The 19455-nt window shown below is 40.5% G+C and carries 17 protein-coding genes and 1 riboswitch; of the genes, 11 read left to right on the forward strand and 6 right to left on the reverse strand.

Annotation, left to right across the window (positions count from 1 at the left end):
* Positions 1–59: 59 nt before the first annotated feature.
* Positions 60–1889, forward strand: coding sequence for a mechanosensitive ion channel family protein (locus FNZ24_RS01095; protein WP_153912579.1), 1830 nt, complete (start codon positions 60–62; stop codon positions 1887–1889).
* A 90-nt stretch (positions 1890–1979) separates the two neighbouring features.
* Here the strand turns inward: FNZ24_RS01095 and FNZ24_RS01100 are convergent, their stop codons facing one another.
* Positions 1980–2240, reverse strand: coding sequence for a DUF5062 family protein (locus FNZ24_RS01100; protein WP_102527766.1), 261 nt, complete (start codon positions 2238–2240; stop codon positions 1980–1982).
* A gap of 242 nt (positions 2241–2482) precedes the next feature.
* On the opposite strand from FNZ24_RS01100, the gene FNZ24_RS01105 reads away from it, so the two are divergent.
* The 4 genes from FNZ24_RS01105 to FNZ24_RS01120 all read left to right on the forward strand — a co-directional run bounded on the left by FNZ24_RS01105 (position 2483) and on the right by FNZ24_RS01120 (position 8787).
* Positions 2483–3568, forward strand: a complete 1086-nt coding sequence (locus FNZ24_RS01105; RefSeq protein ID WP_153912580.1) for a phosphotransferase — start codon at positions 2483–2485, stop codon at positions 3566–3568.
* A 277-nt stretch (positions 3569–3845) separates the two neighbouring features.
* Positions 3846–7103: a winged helix-turn-helix domain-containing protein gene (locus FNZ24_RS01110; RefSeq protein ID WP_153912581.1), complete on the forward strand. Its 3258-nt coding sequence runs from the start codon at positions 3846–3848 to the stop codon at positions 7101–7103.
* Between the two features lie 15 nt (positions 7104–7118).
* Positions 7119–7481, forward strand: a complete 363-nt coding sequence (locus FNZ24_RS01115) for a DP-EP family protein (protein WP_153912582.1) — start codon at positions 7119–7121, stop codon at positions 7479–7481.
* A 121-nt stretch (positions 7482–7602) separates the two neighbouring features.
* Positions 7603–8787 (forward strand): sensor domain-containing diguanylate cyclase, encoded by a 1185-nt coding sequence (locus FNZ24_RS01120; RefSeq protein WP_153912583.1) that lies wholly within the window; start codon positions 7603–7605, stop codon positions 8785–8787.
* A 74-nt stretch (positions 8788–8861) separates the two neighbouring features.
* On the opposite strand, the gene FNZ24_RS01125 is transcribed toward FNZ24_RS01120, so the two are convergent.
* The gene (locus FNZ24_RS01125) at positions 8862–9131 is read right to left on the reverse strand and encodes a DUF6482 family protein (RefSeq protein WP_153912584.1); all 270 of its coding nucleotides are present in this window, start codon (positions 9129–9131) and stop codon (positions 8862–8864) included.
* Between the two features lie 188 nt (positions 9132–9319).
* Here FNZ24_RS01125 and FNZ24_RS01130 point away from each other — a divergent pair, with 188 nt between their 5' ends.
* Entirely contained in the window at positions 9320–9697 is a 378-nt protein-coding gene (locus FNZ24_RS01130; RefSeq protein WP_153912585.1) for a DUF805 domain-containing protein, read from the forward strand.
* Positions 9698–10043: 346 nt separating this feature from the next.
* A riboswitch (glycine riboswitch) is annotated at positions 10044–10172 on the forward strand.
* A gap of 164 nt (positions 10173–10336) precedes the next feature.
* On the forward strand, positions 10337–11707 hold the full coding sequence (locus FNZ24_RS01135) for an alanine/glycine:cation symporter family protein (protein WP_153912586.1): 1371 nt from the start codon (positions 10337–10339) through the stop codon (positions 11705–11707).
* Positions 11708–11766: 59 nt separating this feature from the next.
* Here FNZ24_RS01135 and FNZ24_RS01140 read toward each other — a convergent pair whose 3' ends face one another.
* A complete protein-coding gene (locus FNZ24_RS01140; protein ID WP_228768334.1) occupies positions 11767–12480 on the reverse strand; it encodes a transporter substrate-binding domain-containing protein in 714 nt (237 codons plus the stop codon).
* 388 nt (positions 12481–12868) lie between these two features.
* On the opposite strand from FNZ24_RS01140, the gene FNZ24_RS01145 reads away from it, so the two are divergent.
* Complete coding sequence (locus FNZ24_RS01145) at positions 12869–14365, forward strand: BCCT family transporter (RefSeq protein ID WP_153912588.1); 1497 nt, start codon at positions 12869–12871, stop codon at positions 14363–14365.
* A 58-nt stretch (positions 14366–14423) separates the two neighbouring features.
* On the opposite strand, the gene FNZ24_RS01150 is transcribed toward FNZ24_RS01145, so the two are convergent.
* From FNZ24_RS01150 to FNZ24_RS01160, 3 genes are all read right to left on the reverse strand, one after another.
* On the reverse strand, positions 14424–15326 hold the full coding sequence (locus FNZ24_RS01150; RefSeq protein ID WP_153912589.1) for a cation transporter: 903 nt from the start codon (positions 15324–15326) through the stop codon (positions 14424–14426).
* Between the two features lie 188 nt (positions 15327–15514).
* Positions 15515–16393, reverse strand: a complete 879-nt coding sequence (locus FNZ24_RS01155; RefSeq protein ID WP_153912590.1) for a LysR family transcriptional regulator — start codon at positions 16391–16393, stop codon at positions 15515–15517.
* 231 nt (positions 16394–16624) lie between these two features.
* Entirely contained in the window at positions 16625–17521 is an 897-nt protein-coding gene (locus FNZ24_RS01160; RefSeq protein ID WP_153912591.1) for a hypothetical protein, read from the reverse strand.
* 163 nt (positions 17522–17684) lie between these two features.
* Here FNZ24_RS01160 and FNZ24_RS01165 point away from each other — a divergent pair, with 163 nt between their 5' ends.
* From FNZ24_RS01165 to FNZ24_RS01175, 3 genes are all read left to right on the forward strand, one after another.
* On the forward strand, positions 17685–17984 hold the full coding sequence (locus FNZ24_RS01165) for a hypothetical protein (RefSeq protein WP_153912592.1): 300 nt from the start codon (positions 17685–17687) through the stop codon (positions 17982–17984).
* A gap of 174 nt (positions 17985–18158) precedes the next feature.
* Positions 18159–18521, forward strand: coding sequence for a response regulator (locus FNZ24_RS01170; RefSeq protein ID WP_153912593.1), 363 nt, complete (start codon positions 18159–18161; stop codon positions 18519–18521).
* A gap of 219 nt (positions 18522–18740) precedes the next feature.
* Entirely contained in the window at positions 18741–19340 is a 600-nt protein-coding gene (locus FNZ24_RS01175) for a GNAT family N-acetyltransferase (RefSeq protein ID WP_228768328.1), read from the forward strand.
* Positions 19341–19455: the final 115 nt, after the last annotated feature.

Consider the following 19455-nt stretch of genomic DNA (forward strand, 5'->3'; position numbering starts at 1 on the left):
TCTGATGATAAAACGCATATATTTGAAAGTGTTTCAGATCTTCTTTTAGGGATAAAATCATGATGCAAACGTGGCGTTGGCTTTTCTCAGTGGCTTTACTCATTTCAATCCATTGCACATCCTTTAATGCGATTGCAGCAGATGACATTAATCTTAAAAAAGTAGCAGAAGCCGAAAAGCGCAGTGAAGCGATTGCCGAAGCACAAGGCGGATTGATACTCGCCCGAGATGGAGAAACGCCACTTTCAACCTTAATCGCCATTAGCCAAGCGGTTGAGCAAGATGACTGGCAAGCGGCTGCTGAATTTGTTGACTTACGTTATTTACCAAACGGCATTAATCCAGAAGACGGCCCTGAATTACTGCGTAAGCTATCCATTTTATGGAACAAGCAAAACATCATCGACTTGTCACAAATCAGTGATCAGCCAACGGGACATTTAAACGATAAGCTTCCAAGCTACCGAGATTTACTTGGGGTGCTTGAAACTAACACTGGCCCCATTCCTGTTTACATGCAGCATGTCCCAGATGGAAAAGGCGGTAAAATATGGAAAATTTCCAATGCTACTGTCGCTAAAATTCCAGAACTTTGGGATGAATACGGCTATAGTCCGCAAATTGAAACCTTAGCTAACTTTCTGCCTCAATTTTCCGCCTTTCATATGGAAAACTGGCAATTACTGATATTCAGTTTAAGTATCTTATTTGGCTGGATTGGTACCGGTCTTATCAGTCTTGCTGCCATGAGTATTGCCAAACACTTCGAACCTAAAATTGCTGGGCTCACCCGATTTTGTGGCCGCAGTCTGCGCTGGTTCTTATACTTATCATTACTACAATATGTTGCTTTAGCACTCGGTCTATCTGTACGTGCCAGAGTCTGGTTTGATAACAGCACGCTACTCTACCTTGCCAATACCATTTTGATTCTGGGTGTAGTTGAGCTTTATTCAGCCTACAAATCTAAACAGCTACATGACCAAGATAAAAGTTACAGTGTGGCACTATTAAGACCTATGGTAGCCATTCTTAAAATGGTCATTGTGGTGATAATCGCGCTAATGTGGTTTGAAAGCTCAGGCTACAATATGGCGACAATCCTAACCGGTTTAGGTGTTGGTAGTTTAGCCATTGCCTTAGCCGCGCAAAAACCACTAGAGAATGTGTTTGGCGCATTGACACTCTATGCAGCAAGGCCAATTAAACCCGGTGACTTTTGCCGCTTTGGCACTACCTTAGGTGTGGTTGAAGAAATCGGTTTACGCTCAACCCGTATTCGTAAGCTTGACCGCACCGTAGTGCATATTCCTAACTCGGTTTTTTCATCCCAGGAACTAGAAAACTTTTCAGTGATCGATCGCCGCCGCTATAAGCATGATTTGCGTATAAGCCTCGATACTTCCAAAGAGCAGTTACAAATGCTGCTGATGGAACTACGTAAATTACTGCTATCGCATCCACGAGTATTAGAAGTGGCTCAGCGAGCACGATTTTTAGCGATTGAGCGCGATGCTTTTGTGGTCAACGTCAATGCTTACATTGATACGGGTGATATCAATGAATATTTTGGTATTGCCGAAGATTTGAATTTTCACTTATTGAACATTATGAAAACACTGGATATCCATATTGCACCAGTAGGGCAAAATGTGGTGCTTAATAATGCGGTGCCTGCTGATCTTGAAGTGCAGCAAAGAGCAGAGCAAACCATTCGCCAGCTAATCGAAGAAGAAGAGCTACCGTTTCCAAATTACAGTGAAGACACCCGAGAAGGGTTTAAAGATAGTGTGGCTTATCCACCAGTCGGTAGTGTGACTAAGCCTAAGGATGTACTGAAATCCCCTGAAGAATTAGAAGTGGATAACGAAATTGTCGCTAAATCTTAATGATAAAGCAGCCTTGATGGAAAGATAGCCCCAAATAGAACTCAAAAAGCCAAGCAAACGCTTGGCTTTTTTATAACTACAATCCAGCTTTTAATTCATTAATGGATGTTCAGGAGGCAACTGTTTACTGATCCACAACACCAATTTATGCTTTCTATTAGGGCCATCATCTTTATCTTCCGCAAGTGCTTGTATCAAGCCATCTTGTACCAATAAACGATAAATACATTCCACTTTGTCCTTTGGCGAAATGCCTACACCAAAATCTTTAAAACCTCTTTTTTTCGCATATCCTTCACCAATTTCCATGGCGAGTTTCAGTAACTTGCTATCATTTTTGCCTGGCTTCATATCCAAACTCCAGTCGGTTTCAATACCTTAAAATTACGCTATTTTATTCAAAGTTCAATGCATAACCGCTAAGTCTTGAGAAGTATTTCACTTATTCTGTGGTTAAACATACAATTTGCCCTGTGTTTATTAAATTGAATAGTATTTATTGAATAGTATTTATTAAATTGAATAGTACCTATTGAATAGTGTTTAGCTAAATTCAACGCCAATACCGATTATAGAGAGATTATTTTCATCGAATGAATATTGAAACTGACTTTAATTCAAGCGTTAACTCAAGTGTGCTCAACACCATAAAACAACAAACGGGTGCGACAACAATTACTCAAATAGAGCTGATTCAATCGCTTTGGAGCGGTTACGGCGAATTGTTCAGAGCTCACTTGTCAGGTTCGGAATATGACAGCGTGATTGTTAAACACATCAAGCTACCTATTATGGAATCACAAGGTAGTACCACAACACAATCGCACCCTAAAGGATGGAATACAGCCCTTTCTCATCAGCGCAAGATAAAGTCTTACCAAGTAGAGTTTCATTGGTATCAAGATTACGCCAACCAATGTAGCCCAGATAATCGGGTGCCTAAATGCTTTTATCTTGAGCAAGATGGAGATGACTGCTTATTGATTCTTGAGGACTTAGTCACTGTTGGCTTTAATAAAGTGCTCACTCAGGCTGATGATATCGCCATTAGAGCCTGCCTTAAGTGGCTAGGGAATTTTCATGGTCAATTTCTATTTCAAAATCCTGATTTTCAGCACCTAGATTCAACTAAACAAGATAAAGAAGTAAGTAACCACTTACACTTAAAGCTATGGCAGAAAGGAACCTACTGGCATTTAGATACCCGCCCAGATGAATTAGCAGCATTAACCGACCCGAAGCTAAAAGCAGCAGCCCGTCACATCGATACAGCGCTCAGTAGCACCCCATTTCAAACCTTAGTCCATGGCGATGCTAAGCTGGCTAACTTCTGTTTCTCTAATGATCACCAACAAGCAGCAGCGGTGGACTTTCAATATGTTGGTCAAGGTTGTGGCATGAAGGATGTCGCACTATTACTCAGCAGTGTGCTTAAATTTTCAGAAAATGAATCGCAAATTACACAATGGCTTGATGACTACTTTCGCGAGTTAGTGATTAGCACCAAGCATCATCAGCCCCACATTTGTACAGATAAGTTAGTGCAAACATGGCGACCTCTCTATTCCATCGCTTGGGCCGACTTTCAGCGGTTTGTAAAAGGATGGAGCCCCAATCATTTTAAGATTAACCCATACACCGAAGCGTTAACTGCTAAAGCACTGGCTCAGCTTAAGTGATAACAGCAGACGTCATGCAATAATAAAAAGCTACATACAACAGCAAGGGAGTATCCCTTTTTTATCAACGATATAAACAGCAGTAAACTTGCAACCACAGATCATTCTCTAGCTCTTTCCTATATCCTTATCCAGTTTGTTTTTTACTCAATTTTACACTTTAAGTGGTTACAATCTAACCACAACTTGGTATAAGTAAATACTAATGAAACGCAATCGCGATTAGCTGTTACCGAATGCATGAAGCATAACACTGGGTTTTCAATGGAATGTGATAATGAAAAACGAGATTTTTTTCTTTGGTGAATGGCAGGTTGATCCCAATAGCAACAGCGTAAACCTTGGCAAAAAAACCAAACAGCTTGAACCCAAAGCTATGGATGTATTGGTTTTATTATGTCAACGCAGCGGTGAAGTCTTAAGTAGCGACGATATCGTCAATCACTGCTGGCCTGATAGTGATATTGGCGACAATCCACTACATAAAATCATCAATCAATTACGCCGCGCCCTTGACGATAAAGCCACTTCCCCCTGTTATATCGAAACCATTCGCAAACGCGGTTATCGCACCATTGCCGATGTAAACTTCCCTATTGGCCACGAAACCGTTGCAGATAACCAGCTGTGGAAATCTGGCTCGCCCTTTCCAGGCCTACAGGCTTACTCAGAAGATTTTTATGAAGTCTTTTTTGGCCGCAGTAAACAAATTAGCGTGCTACTTGAGCGTATTAGTCAGCAAGTTAAATTCGGTCGAGGTTTTTGTTTATTACTTGGCCCCAGTGGCAGTGGTAAATCCTCATTAATCAACGCAGGGATTATTCCTAACCTTACCATAGGTTCAGGATATAACGGGGTGCATGTAGTTGCATACAGCAGCCTAGACTTTGCCGATGTCGCTAAATCACAACTCTTTATCGAACTCGCAGGAGCTATGCTTGATTGGGAAGTTAACGACCAACCAGTGTTTGAAGGTGACAGTGCTGATTCACTATCCCACCGACTCATCACAGAACCGCAAGTGATTGTTAATCAATGCAAACAGGCCATTAAAGCTAATCGTCAACTTCACACTCACTTTGCTTTATTTATCGATCGTCTAGAAGTGTTATTGTCTTCACCGCTTTTTACCAATGAACAACGATCTGCTTTTGTTGGCATACTCGAACAACTCGCTAATTCTGGCTGTATTATTGTGTTAAGTGCTTGTCGTAATGAGTTTTATCCCTTGCTTGTTGGCTACCCAAGTTTAATGATAGGAAAGGGGCAAGGAGCTCATTTTGATTTATCGCCGCCTACTCGCAGTGAATTACTACAAATGATCCGGCTACCAGCTGTGGCAGCTAATTTAACTTGGACCAGCGACCCTGAGACAGCAACACCTTTAGATGAAATTCTTTGCGCAGAAGCCGCCAGTAACCCTGATGCACTCCCTATGCTGCAGTACATGCTGCAAGCACTGTATTTAAAGCGCAGTAAAGACAACCAGTTACTCTTTAGTGTTTATCAAGAATTAGGGGGAATTGAAGGGGCAATCGGCAAAAATGCTGAAGATGCTATTGCAGAGTTAACATCCCAGCAAAAAGCCAGTCTCCCGCATGTTTTTTCACTGCTAGTGACGCTAAGGGAAGACGAGTCATCAGTCACTAGTCGCACCGCTCGCTGGGCACAGCTTCACACCAAAGAAGAGCGCACCCTGACACAGGCGATGATTAATAGTCGCTTATTCGTGTCCAATCTGCAAAACGGCGAACCCTGCTTCAGCATTGCTCACGAAGCGCTACTGCGCCGCTGGCCAAGAGCCACATCATGGATTGCCGAACATAATCAAAGTATTCGTATAAAAAGCCGGTTACAGCACCAGTCCAGCCGCTGGCTACAAGAAAACAAACATCATGCTTATTTACTTGCCGACGGAAAACCACTGAAAGAAGCGCAAGCGCTTAAAGCTAATCCATTATTTGATTTAGAGCCACAAGAAGTCGACCTCATTAATGCCTCCAGTAAACATGAACGAATTAAACGCTGGCAAAAAACCTTCACCGTCTCATTGCTGTTTTTACTCACTATCACCTCAATTTTAGCCAGTGTCCGCAGTTTTGAAGCAGAGAAGATGGCGCTAGAAAAAAGACAAGCAGCCGAAAACCTACTTGGCTTTATGGTGGGAGATTTTGCCGACAAAATGCGTGGCATTGGTAGAATGGATTTACTCGATGGGATTAATAAAAAAGCGCTGGAATACTATAGCGAAGCATCAAGCCTTAAAGATACCAGTTTAAGCTTTGAGTCCCGTTTTCAACAAGGACAAACATTAGAAGCGATGGGAGAAGTGGCTTATTCACGAGGGAAAATAACCGAAACCAAAGAAGCGTTATTAGCCGCTAGAGAAAAGCTCAGCGCATTGTTAATTGAGCAACCTGAACATTTTGAACTACTTAAAACTCTAGGGGCTAATGCGTTTTGGTTAGGGCAATTGGATTATGACCAAAGTGATTGGACTGCCTCAAAAGTCTGGTTTGAACAATACCTAAATTACAGTCAAAAAATGTATGACCTAGCGCCAGAAAATACAGAAGCGCTGATGGAACTGTCATACGCATATAATTCATTGGGTTCTATTTATATCGAAGAGCAGGATTTCATTTCTGCTTTGAAATATTTTGAACATTCTCTTAAATTGAAAAAGCAAACTCTAGCTAAAAATCCTAATAATATTCAACTTATTGCAGATATTGCAGACACTCGTTCCTGGCAAGCTAATGCAATCATTTCTCAAGGTGATATACACTCTGCAATATCAATACATGAAGAGCTTCAGTCCGAATTATTAAAAAGTAACTTAGAGTTAACTCCCTATGCATTAGATAGATTATTCGCCAGTTATAAAATTCACTCTGAATTACTGCGATTACAAAACCATAAACAACAAGCCTTTGAAGTCATACAGCTAAGTTTAAACGCTATTAATAAAGCTATAAGCCAAGATCCAAATAATGAACAGTGGCAAATATATAGATTTAACTCATTATTTCGATTATTAGAATTAGTTGATGAAGAAACTCATCACAAAATTAAACATGATGTTGAAGAACTTGCTGAAATGCTCAGTTCAAACAGCCAATTAAGTATTTCTAATAATAACAGATACATTTGGGCTATTTACCATCTCTCATCAGCTAGACATTTTTACTTATTACAAAAGTTCGAAGATAGCTATCAATATGCCTCAATCGCAACTGACCTATTTCAAGAAATATCTAATACATATCAGAAAGATGTCAGCTATAAAGCCTTACTATCTTCAAGCCAGTTATTAGTAAATACAACAGCTGAAATCATTGAGTACGATAAATTAGACCCATCTCCATGTGAGCAATCTATAAAAAGGCTTGCTCCATTAATCGAAAATAATAAAAGTCCTGAAATAGTAATACCCTACTTGAAAGCCTTGCATTGCCTTAGATTAGCCCCTGAGGACAAAAATCTTACTAGCATCGTAACAAATGCTGGTATCAATTTTATGAACGTTCACTAACTCAATGGAGTCCCTATGTTGAATACCACCGGCAAAGCCACATTCATAACAGTTACAGTCACACTAGACAAAAATGAAGTTCCGTCATTCACCTACAGTAACGAAACTGGCAATGTCGAAGTTTCTGAAGAAAGTACTATTACCTATATTCTTGATGATAATACTAATAAAGGATTGAAATTTACTGGTGCCGCATTTAATACACCATTCGACGGTATTGTTGATGCAGTTACGGTGAGTAGTGATGGAAAAATTGTCCAGTTAATAGATCTGGATAAGGTGGTTGGTAAAACTACATTTCAATTTATTTTATCGAATACAGACAACACTTTGATGCTAATCAGTAAAGACCCTCAGGTAATAAACATTAAAGTCTAATAAATACAACACCTTAACAAGGAAGGTTAGCGAAAGGTTATCGCCAACAGAGTTCGATAGAGTATTAACTAGAAAACGCAGCTAATGCGATGAAATTAATACACTAGTAAGGATACTCGTTATGTTAGAACTCACTTCCACTGCTGAGAATCAATTAACCCAAATTTCTCAAGTGAATATGGACATGTTCATTGGCGACACTAAAACGGGCAATATCTATTGCCAATTTGAGGCCAATGAACATCCTCCGAGTACTAACCCTTTAAAACTTGAACCACAGTTTTTATCAAACAATTTAGCCAATCACACAATCAGTAATCAAACTACCGCCAATATCAGTGCTAATAAGGCTGATAGCAATCAAGCCAATACAGATGTAACCGTTGCAGAGACTAAACTCGGTGGTAACGCTCTCAGTTCATTATCAAGCTTAGTTGAGCACATAATGGAAGCGATGATTGTTGTCGATGAGTTTGGCAATATTCAAATGGCAAATCGACACGCTGTATCTTTGCTGCTTGATTGCGATAAAAGCTCAGCAAACTCTTTAATTGGCCAGCGCTGGCAGTCTTACTTGTGTGAGCCGCAAAAGTCGCACTATCAACAAATGATCCTCGAATCTAGATTAGAGCCAAGACCGCTGAATCACCTACCTAATGAAACGACACTTAACATGTCAAATGGCCAAACCATTGATGTTGAAATGTCTGTGACTCATTTCCCAATGTCTGAGCCTTTATTTGGCATCATCATCAGAGATTTAAGTAAGTATCGCGCTGAGTATCAACAGTTGTATAAGTGGGCATCGACCGACTGCTTAACTAACTTATCTAATCGTCGTGTATTTGATGCCGACTTAAAGCACCAATGGAAAACATGCATTGAGCAAGGTGACCCTATCAGTGTGCTGATTATCGATATCGACCATTTTAAAACTTTTAATGATAACCATGGCCATGTGATGGGCGATCGCTGTTTACAAAAAATTGCTGCTGCGATTCAAGCTTCTTTACCCAACGAAAATTGCACAGCTGCTAGGTACGGTGGTGAAGAATTTGCCTTGGTCATGCCAAATTGCGACACATCAGAAGCACAAGCCACGGCTCAACTTATTCAACAAAATATTAATGCTTTGACTTATATGGATATAGGGTTAGATATTTCGGTTTCTGTCAGTGTGAGTCAGGGGCATGCCAGTGAGGTCAATGGCCAGTTCAGAACGGCCAATGCCCTACTTTGCGCCGCTGATACTGCTCTGTATCGTGCAAAAGCGGATGGCAGAAACCGTATTAATACTTGCTGTTAGTCTGCAATAGTTCATTCACAACGAAGAAAGCTGGCTTGGTTTTGAATCAAGCTAGCTTTATTAATCAGCTTCAATCACAAATTAATCACCTGTTGGTATTTACCGCTATTATCTAAGCCACACATCTCATCATAAGCCGTTTGGTATTCAAGGTGAGCGATAGAGTAATCGTGACTTTTCAGTAAGGCTTTGGCTTCAACGATTGAATGAACACACTCGCCAGCCCCTGCGCCATTTAATCCTGCGAAGTTATTATTGGCATCAGTAAGGCCCACCAAATAATGGGTGGCATCTGCAACACCAATGATTGTTGCAATACTTCCCGATTGATTCATATTATCCATATCTAAGCACCTTATAGCTGATTCTTTGATTGCTGATAAAATGTACTACGATGGATATTGTTAAACGGTTCAACACCCACAATCATTTATAGTTAACTCATGGAAAAAAATAATAGATATATCGGCATAATTGGTTCACATTAAGTGTATAAACTTAATTTAAATAAACAGGTTAATAAGAGGGCGTCATGGATTGGTATATCAAAGTACTAAAGAATTACATTAACTTTAAAGATCGCGCTCGTCGTAAAGAATACTGGTTCTTTGTTTTATTCAATGTTATTGCTGGGATTATATTAGGGATCGTGGACAACATGACTGGCACCTTGAACCAAGAAACGGGTTACGGTCTATTAAGCGGCATATATTCACTATTAGTCTTTTTGCCTGCGCTAGGTGTCAGTGTGCGTCGCTTACATGATACCGATAGAAGCGGATGGTGGATATTAATCGCATTTATTCCAATTATTGGGGCACTGATTTTATTGTACTTCTTTGTCTCAGATAGTCAGGAAGAGACCAACCGTTTTGGGCCTAACCCCAAAGGAAATGAAGTAGAAATTTAAACCTTATTAATCGATAACGCCGTGATGAGAACATGAATACAGCCTTCTCATCACGGCTTTTTTATGTTGAAATTCGCGTCTGGCGAAATTTAACGCAACTAACTTACTCGCTATAAAACTGTGATCTACACCTCTTGAGTCATCCCATCATATCCCGCATGCTAACTGCCCTTTTTGAGGAATGAATCCTGTTATTAACAGGCATTTTCAAAAAGATCCGTTCGGATGAAGGTAGCAGGAGAGTGGGGAGTAACCCCACACCGACGAGGCAACTTTATCTGCCGCTAATTTTAGCAAGCAGTTAAAGCACTCTTTCAGGTGCCACTTAGTGGTGAGGACTGTTACTGGACGAGCCTCTGGAGAGACTGTAAGCAAACGCTGTTCGTTGGCATTTGTTAATACAGCGCCGAAGGCGAAAGTGAGGCTGACTTGTCAGTCACGCGAAACGCTCAGGCAAAAGGACAGAGGAGAGGATGACTGTATTCATTTACGGTCACTGTCGTATATTGCTGTGCCTGACATTTGTACTGAACCCCTTCAGTTCGTTTGATGTGTGCCACCTCTTTCTTCAGTACCGCTGATCAGCCATATCTTTTCCTCCTCCATATTAATTTAGTTGTTTAATATTCGAGGAATATCATGAATTTTCACACCCTTTTAGCCGATATCAATGGCATTGTTTGGGGTCCTATCACCCTATGCTTACTTGTTGGTACAGGTCTTTATCTCACTATTCGCCTTAAACTTTTGCAAGTTTTCCAGCTGCCTTTTGCCCTTAGTTTGTTATTTAAACCCGCTACAGGTAAAGGCGACTTATCGTCATTTGCCGCACTTTGTACTGCACTTTCGGCAACCATAGGTACAGGTAATATTGTTGGGGTTGCAACCGCCATTAAAATTGGTGGCCCAGGAGCATTATTTTGGATGTGGCTAGCAGCCTTCTTTGGCATGGCGACTAAATATGCTGAGTGTATGTTGGCGGTAAAATATCGCACCACGGATGCCAAAGGGAATATTGCTGGCGGGCCAATGTATTACATTGAACGTGGTTTAGGCCTTAAATGGTTAGCCAAAATCTTTGCTGTATTTGGTGTAGGCGTGGCCTTTTTTGGCATTGGTACCTTTGCCCAAGTAAACGCTATTAGCGATGCCATGACCATCGCCTTTAATGTGCCAACTTGGGTCACAGCGTTAATCCTCACAACTATGGTTGCTGCGGTAACGCTAGGCGGGGTAAAACGTATTGCAAACGTTGCCCAAAAGTTAGTACCTACTATGGCCCTAGGTTATGTACTGGCGTGTATTTGGATTCTATTTAGCTTTTCAGAGCAAATCATTCCCGCTCTCGAATTAGTCATTCATTCAGCATTTACCCCTATTTCTGCTGTGGGCGGATTTTTAGGTGCGACCGTTGCCCAAGCGATTCAAATTGGTATTGCCCGCGGGGTGTTTTCAAATGAATCGGGTCTAGGCAGCGCGCCAATTGCGGCTGCAGCAGCTAAAACCAATGAGCCAGTGGAGCAAGGACTTGTGAGCATGACAGGTACTTTCTTCGACACTATTTTAATTTGTACCATGACAGGCTTAGTGTTGATCATTACTGGCGTGTGGAATGGTGATACTGCTGGCGCAGCAATGACCAGCGCCGCATTCGCCTCAGGCGGCTCAGTAATTGTCGGTCAATACATTGTGACTATTGCGCTAGTGTGTTTTGCCTTTACCACCATTTTAGGTTGGCACTATTATGGCGAACGTTGCTGGAATTATCTGACTAATCAGCGCTTAGGTGACAAAGGAATTAAGATTTACCAACTGACATTTTTAAGTTTAATTGCTGTGGGCGCCTTTATTCAGCTTGATTTAATTTGGATGCTGGCGGATACCGTCAACGGCCTGATGGCAATTCCTAACTTAATTGCGCTTATTGGCTTAAGACATGTGATTTTAACGGAAACAAATCACTACTTTGAAAAGAAAAAGCGTCAAATTTCCCAAGCTCAAACAAGCTAACAACTAAACCTATACAAACAGTTTATTTGTCTTCATGACCAATGTGCAATATCGGCTGACTATTGCTGATATTGCTCATCTTTGGTGTATTTATCCACTATGCCTTGAATAATGCCATCGCTTTTAAGCTGAGCGATGGCAAGATTGATTTGCGGCATCATCTCACTATGTTCTTTTCTAAGCCGCATCACTAGCACCCCGCTTGAATGAACCGCAGCAAGCGCTATAGGCATCTTGAGTTGTTTTGCCCAATATAATGCTGGTAAATCTCCTGAGATAGCCGCTTTAACGCGATCTTTATGTAAGGCTTTAATTAATTGCTTCTCTGAAGCAAAGTCCACCCGAGTAAACATATCATCATCATGATAAAGGTAACCACGTACCGTGCCGATAGATTCGCCAGTTATCTTATCAATATCTGCCCATTGGCTTTGGTTTTGCTCGAGTGTGATGATATTTTCTTGAATCGATAATATAGGTGATGACCGAATGAACTCTTTGCCCATCTCACCTTCAGGAAACCAACTGGGGCTGACAAAATCAAAATCTAACAAGCCGGTTTTTAATGCTTGGTTGGTTCGTCTTGGTGGGTAGTTATGCTTTTCAATTTTAATTTTAGCTGTCGATAAAATTAGCGGAACCAGCTCCCCTAAAATACCCGAGTTTTCTGCTGCATCAGGAATATAATAAGGCACCCAACTACTTGAGCCATTGACGTTATATTTCAGTACTGTAGCCATTGAAGCGAAGGAGTAAAACAATAAAAATGCCATTGCGGCAATTAATTTGATTTTGTTCAAATAATTATCCCCTACACAGTACACTGGCAAAAATAAATTAATCATTTTTTAATTTATCAATAATTTACATTAAAACAATTTATTAACATAGTTAAGCTATTATTCGTCTATCAATGTAAAAACATCATTCTTTAATACGACAAATTCATTTTATAAATTCTATTAGCTCGCCGTTATATCAGTTAACTCCTTCAGCGTTAGCGCTCACAAGCTTTAGCGCCTAAATACTTTAGCGCCCACAAACTTTAACACTCAAAAACTTTAGTAAAAGCTAAACCAATCAATTGCACTTTAAACTGCTAGTAATTTAAGTCATAGTGAAAAATCTGACTACAGACTCGAATAATGGATATCGACAAGCTTGAAATCGCCCAATATAAGCCAGACTCAACAAGGTGAGACCTCAACTAATCAAAAGCTAATGACGCCCAAATTAGGCTTTTATTTGCCTGTCATTATTATTGCGGGGTTACTACTGGCCTTCCCCCATAAGACCCTGGCTGTGTTTAGTAACTTCACCCAGTTTTTTTTAGAAAATTTTGACTCACAATTTATTCAGCTTTCATCACTATTGCTGTTAATGGCAATAGTGGTTGCGATTAGCCCCATAGGAAAAATAATTATTGGTGGCCATGAAGCTAAAACTGAATTCAGTTTTGCGAGTTGGATTGCCATGTTATTTACCGCTGGCATGGGATCAGGGCTGATATTTTGGGGAGTGGCTGAACCGGTTTATCATTTCGTTAATCCTCCTGCCTTTTTACAAGATGACTTTTCATCAGTATCTGGCGCGTTAGCGATTACCTACTTTCACTGGGGGTTACATGCTTGGGCTATATACGCCATGGCAGGATTGGTCATGGCTTGGTTTGCTTACAATCGTAATCGCAGCCTGCGCATCAGTGCCAGTTTTAGTGCTGAAAAGCCCAAATGGTTAAGCATGTTAGATTTACTGGCGGTTATCGCTATTGTGTTTGGCATGGCTGGCACATTTGCAAATACAGTGGCTTTGATTCAAACAGGCGTTGAGCAATCAACAGGTCTTAATATTGGTAGCCAATCATTCAGAATTGGGTTGATTGTAATTATTGCAATGCTTTTCACCTTGTCTTCAATTGCTGGGCTCAATCAAGGCATTAAACGTTTAAGTCAGTTCAACAGCTTATTTATGATTGTCATGCTTGTGGCAGTTATTTTGTTGGTTGATCCATTTAATAGTTTGAGTTTAATGGCCCAATCAACGCTCGAATATATCAAGTTATTACCTTCCGTCTCGTTTGGTGCGGGAGAACCAGCAAAATGGAGCCAAGGTTGGAGTGTGATTTATCTAATATGGTGGATTGCATGGGCGCCATTTGTCGGCCCTTTTATCGCCAGAATTAGCAAAGGTAGAAGCATCAGACAATTTTTAAGTTGCACGATATTACTGCCAACTCTTGCATCTATTTTATGGTTTTCAGGCTTTGCTGGTAGTGTGTTAACCCAACCTTTTGCCAGTGAAGTGATGGCTGCAGTGAATCAAGAATACACCTTAGGTTTGTTTAGCTTTTTTGCTCAATTACCTTTAGGTATGTTGTTCTCAATCGCTGCACTATTACTGCTAGTTACCTTTATTATCACCAGCGCCGATTCATCAATTTACATCACCAGTATGCTTACGGGCAGCGAAAGCCAAGTCGCCAAACTGCTTTGGAGTGCTGTATTGGTGGCCATTACCATCGCCTTGGTTACCATTAATGATGTGGATTTGAACAAACAAATTGCCATTGTTGGCGCAATCCCATTTACCTTAGTGATGTGTTTTCAAATCGTATTTTGGTTAAAGGATGTATTAATCACCAACAAACATAAGGCCTAAAACTAAAAAAGCCTGATGAGTACATCAGGCTTTCATTTATATCAGTTTACTTAAGCTGTTATTTCGCTTCAGTCACGATATCTAAATTCAGTTTTACATCAAGTGAAAGACGGGCAAGTTTCTTGTTCAAAATTAATCGCACCTTATGTAAGTCCGGCAGTAACTGATGTGATTTTTTAGGGTTAACATTAATATTAACCATTAACTCTGGGCCTACTTTAGCAATACCCGTCAGTTTCAATTCTTGCGGGCTTGAACCATTCGCTTCTGTGACACTTTCATGTACCAAAGAACAAATTTCCTGACTAGGTTTCATCATCAGTAATTCTCTGAACGCGCCAGTTAACATAATCAATGGCACTTTAATAAAGTAGGCGCCGATAAGCAGCATCATCACTGAGTCAGCGTATACTGCATAAGCATGCCAAGGGGTATACGTTAAGATCAAGCCAGTAATTAAACCTGCGCATACAGCGCCACTTACAACGGTATCCATTTTCCACAATTTGATTTCGGCAATAAATAATCCTGAGCGTTTAGGCTCGTTTTGCTTAACTAAAAACCACCATACAGCGAGACAGCCGAACAAGTTAACAAAACCAAATACGGCAGCAAATGACATATCGATTTCTCTACCACCACTTAAAAAGACATTAAGCGCTGAGGACAAACTAAAGCCTAATAACATGAGAATGACGGCCGCTTTAATGGCGACAACAATAGGCTCAATAATGGCTTTACCGAAGGCAAACTGAGAACGAGAAGAACCACGCATATAATTTGAAGCAGCTAGCGATAACATGGTGAGAAGTAAACCAATTAACGAGTAACCACCGTCAAATAATATGACAATAGAACCACTCATTAACCCTACTACTACCCCCATAACAGCAAATGTTAAAGCTGCCAGAGCGGAAACAATAAGTAATTGTTTATCTTCTATTTTATTTTGTTCACACATTCATTATCACCAGTAAAAACCTGAGATAATTATTGCTGTACTCGGCTGTTTTCTCAACAGCTCATCGGCTTACTGGAGTGCTACGATAGAGTGAATTAGATTTAATTGATTATTAACAACAACTTAAAATAAATTTCAGCGTCAACTTTATTGACACTGAGCGAGTTGGAGTTATTTTAACGATTCAATTAAAACTTAAATAGGTAATCACTGATCTGATCGCAAAGCCAAGATACAGGCTCAGGGATCGCACTGCCTGGCATGGAGAACATGCAATAGTCTTCATGGGTTAACCCATAAGTATGTTTGATGACAGCGAGCTTTTCACTGCGCAAATGTGGCCGAATGAGCGGTTCGGGTAATACGCCCCATGCCTTTTCTGACACTATGGTATTAAGCATGTATTCAAAGCTAGAAAAGCCAATATGCCTTAATGAGAACGGCTGCAATTCAGGATTATCTTTATCATTTAGATAAACCATTACCGCTTGCATAGATTCACGTAATTGACTATCTGATACGCGCTTAAGACTCGCTAACGGATGATGACTTTCACATACTGACATCATCCGAATTCGGCCCAGTGGCAAGTAATCGGTATTAGCATCATCGACACGTTCAAAGTCCACGCCGAAGGCAAAGTCTACCTGACCTGTATTAACCAGATTAGCTAAATCACCACTGGAGGCTAAAACGGTATTCACCGTAGTCGCATCAAAATGATTATTGAGTGACAAAATAAATGTTTGCCATACTTCATCAGGAAATGAGTCATCTCTAGCAAGCCAAATTTCGGAGCGAAATTTATCAATGGTTTGCTCGCAGGTCTGCTTAATTCGCTCGCAAGTCGCCACTACGCTTTCACAATCTTTGTAGATTGACTTACCCACTTCCGACAAGACTAAGCTATTACCAGAACGCGTAAACAGTTTGGCTTCTAAACTCGCCTCAAGCGCCTTAATCGCCATGCTCAATTGGGTGCGATTACTGTTGAGCTGCTTGGCTGCTGCGGTAACAGACCCCGCATCAGCAATGGCACAAAAAATTTCTAACTGCTTAAGGTTCATAGTTCACAGCTCATAGTTCACAGCTCATAGTTTATAGCTCACAGCTCACAGCTCACAGCTCACAGCTCACAGTTCATAGTTTATAACTCATAGCTCATAGCTCATAGCTCATAGCTCATAGCTCATAGCTCATAGCTCATAGCTCATAGCTCATAGCTCATAGCTCATAGTTTATAGTTTATAACTCACAGCTAATAGCTCAGCCAAATGCTATCAATTAATCCTGTTCGGTTACTGCTGGCGGAGTGCATGTTGTGCCTTGGCAAACTCATTATATTGCTCTAACAAGCTAAGTTGCTCACTACTAGTAAGTTGGTCACGGGTAACAGACTTTAACTGCGACTTTTCATCTAAAACGTTAGTCTGCGCGGCTAATGCTTGTAAATCTATTTTTAACTGGCCTTGGCTATCATACTGACTAGCAAAGGTGCCCATGTTAATCATATCCACTTGCCAATCTGTTAATTTTCCAATGACGTAATTGCCATATTGAAACGCTTCGTATTCATTAAGAAGTGTTAAAAAGTCACTGAAACCAAAACCTGTTAATTGCTTTTGCGCGGTAAACGCGGCTAGATAACCTTGCGACACAGCATCAGATTGTCCGGTCATTGCCCACTGAAACTGATAAGAGTGGCGGGTTTCATGGATTAAAAATGCCAATGAGGCAAACGCCTCTTCTTCGGCTAATTTATCAGGGTTCAAGTACACAATACCATTACCACCAGCCTCAACATCAAAGTCAAAATACACCATTTTTTTGGGATAACTGTGATTATCAATAATGAGTTTAGGCGCCTCAGTGCCAAAGCTTCTCACTTCTAAGGCAAACACTTTTTTAAGCCAAGGGATTTGCTGCTCAATAGTCATTTCTGGCCATTGCTGAATGGCATTGGTCAGCGCTTTATCTTCTGCGATTAAGTCTAATAAACGATCGCCATCTTTTATTGTTAATGCATAAGCTGACACTAAGAAATCGTGAGCTTCAGGCTGCAATGCAAATGCATCTGGTGCTTGTCGCTGCAAAGTTTCATTTGCATAAAATCCATCGGCTATGCTTGGAAGTGTTAACCCCATGGCCATTGATAAAAACGCTCCGGCAGCGAAAGTCTGAAAACGAAATGTCATGAAGCGAGTATCCTTTTAATGAGGTTTATTTTTGTTGTTATCTCACACTATTATCGCAGCACTTTATCACTTCTTTCGCTTACCTTCACGCAAAGCTGAGCTAGAATAAAAGCTTAGCATTTCATTCTACTCGCGCGTAAACACACGACGACATTGGCAGACTATGAGTCAAAAACCAGATCGAATCACAGCAATGCAGCAGATAATCAGCCAAGTTAAGGCCGAGTTTCCGCTACAAGAGCCAGAAACCTTTGTATGCGGGCCAGAAGGTCAATGCCAAGGTTGCCCTAAAAAACTATTAGAATTAGTCGACAGTGAAATCAGCTATTGGGAGGCAGCAATAGATAATAATGAAATACCCCAATTAGGTGATATCAGCCGCTTTGCGAAGTTGTGTAAAAACGTTAAACGAGGTTTGGATAGAAACGGGGTTATTGAAAAATATCGTCAATATAAAACCTAAAACTGTTGAACTAAACCACAATACAATAATCATAACAGCTTACCACTATCAATCATTAATAGCGCCACTTCAACCGAGTTACCTCCAAGGACTCAGCTTGATTAATCCGCTTTAAGCCTTTATGGTTATTGTTAGTACAATAGTAGTAATATCCACACCTTAAGTGAGGTAACAATGGACAAGTCCAAAATATTAGTGATTGATGATGACCCAGTTTGCACCAGTATGCTGCTCGCTATTCTTGGTGATGACTACTTGGTTATGACCGCTAATTCTGGCGACGGTGCAATTGAACTATTGTCTTCTGTAGAACCTGATTTAATCTTCCTTGATATCACCATGCCGGATGTAAACGGTTACCAAGTGATAAAATACGTCAAGAAGCATAGCCTGAACCAGCAAGTGCCGATTGTTGTGGTCAGTTCATTGGTTGAAGAATCGGATCAAAATTTCGCGTTAAAGCTCGGTGCTGACGATTACTTAACCAAACCAATTTTGCCGAATAATGTCCAGAAAATGGTAGATAAATACCTTTAATCGCTTGAGTAGTCATCGATTAAAACATTAATAGTTAACATCAATAGCAAACACTGATTTTGAGTTCACACCGATGGTTATGCCATCAACATAATGCCTGCAACTGCAGGCATTATTTGATCTTATTCATATGAAAACTTCACATTGTCGTAAATGTTCAATCCTGAATAAGCACTATTGGCTATGATTAACCTGTACTTACATGACAGGTCACACGCAATGCCTATAAATTTTAAAGCCTTAAAATCTGGTCAAGCAATTCCTTTGACGACCACATTAACCATAACCTTGATCAAACAAGCTGATTTGATTGATATCATTCAGATGTTCGATAACCCAAATGTGACTCAATATCTATTTTTTGCCCCAGCGCCAGTTGAAGTTTATCAAGATTTCTTTACCCCGATTATCGACAATACCCAGTCAGCAATTGAAGCAGAAAAATGGCCGGATAATCCAACCATCATCATCAGAGATCATAATGGCCGCTTTATGGGCATGGCTGGATTACCTGCAGTGATGTTTTTAGAAGGTAATTATGAAGTCGGTTATCAATTGCCTGAATACGCTTGGGGACAAGGTATTGCTAGCGCTGCTTGCCAGCTGCTGACCCACCTTGCTTTCACTGAACTTGACGCACATAAAATCACCGCAGATTGTTATCGCAGTAATATAGGATCATACAAGACCATGGAGAAGTGTGGCTTTGTACTAGAAGGAACCCAACAAGATTACTTTAAACTGGGCAACAAGTTTGACGATCGTGTCTTTTATGGGATCACCAAAACGCAGTTTCAAGCCATGTCATCATGTGATTAGAGTTTATTCGGCAGTATTTTGGCAGCAATGAATGAATAGCCATTAACAACAAAAATGCCGAACAATCAGATTGTTCGGCATTTCTTTTCACCATCAAGTTAATGAGTATTTAAAC

The sequence above is a fragment of the Shewanella sp. TC10 genome (assembly GCF_009663145.1).
Classification (GTDB): domain Bacteria; phylum Pseudomonadota; class Gammaproteobacteria; order Enterobacterales; family Shewanellaceae; genus Shewanella.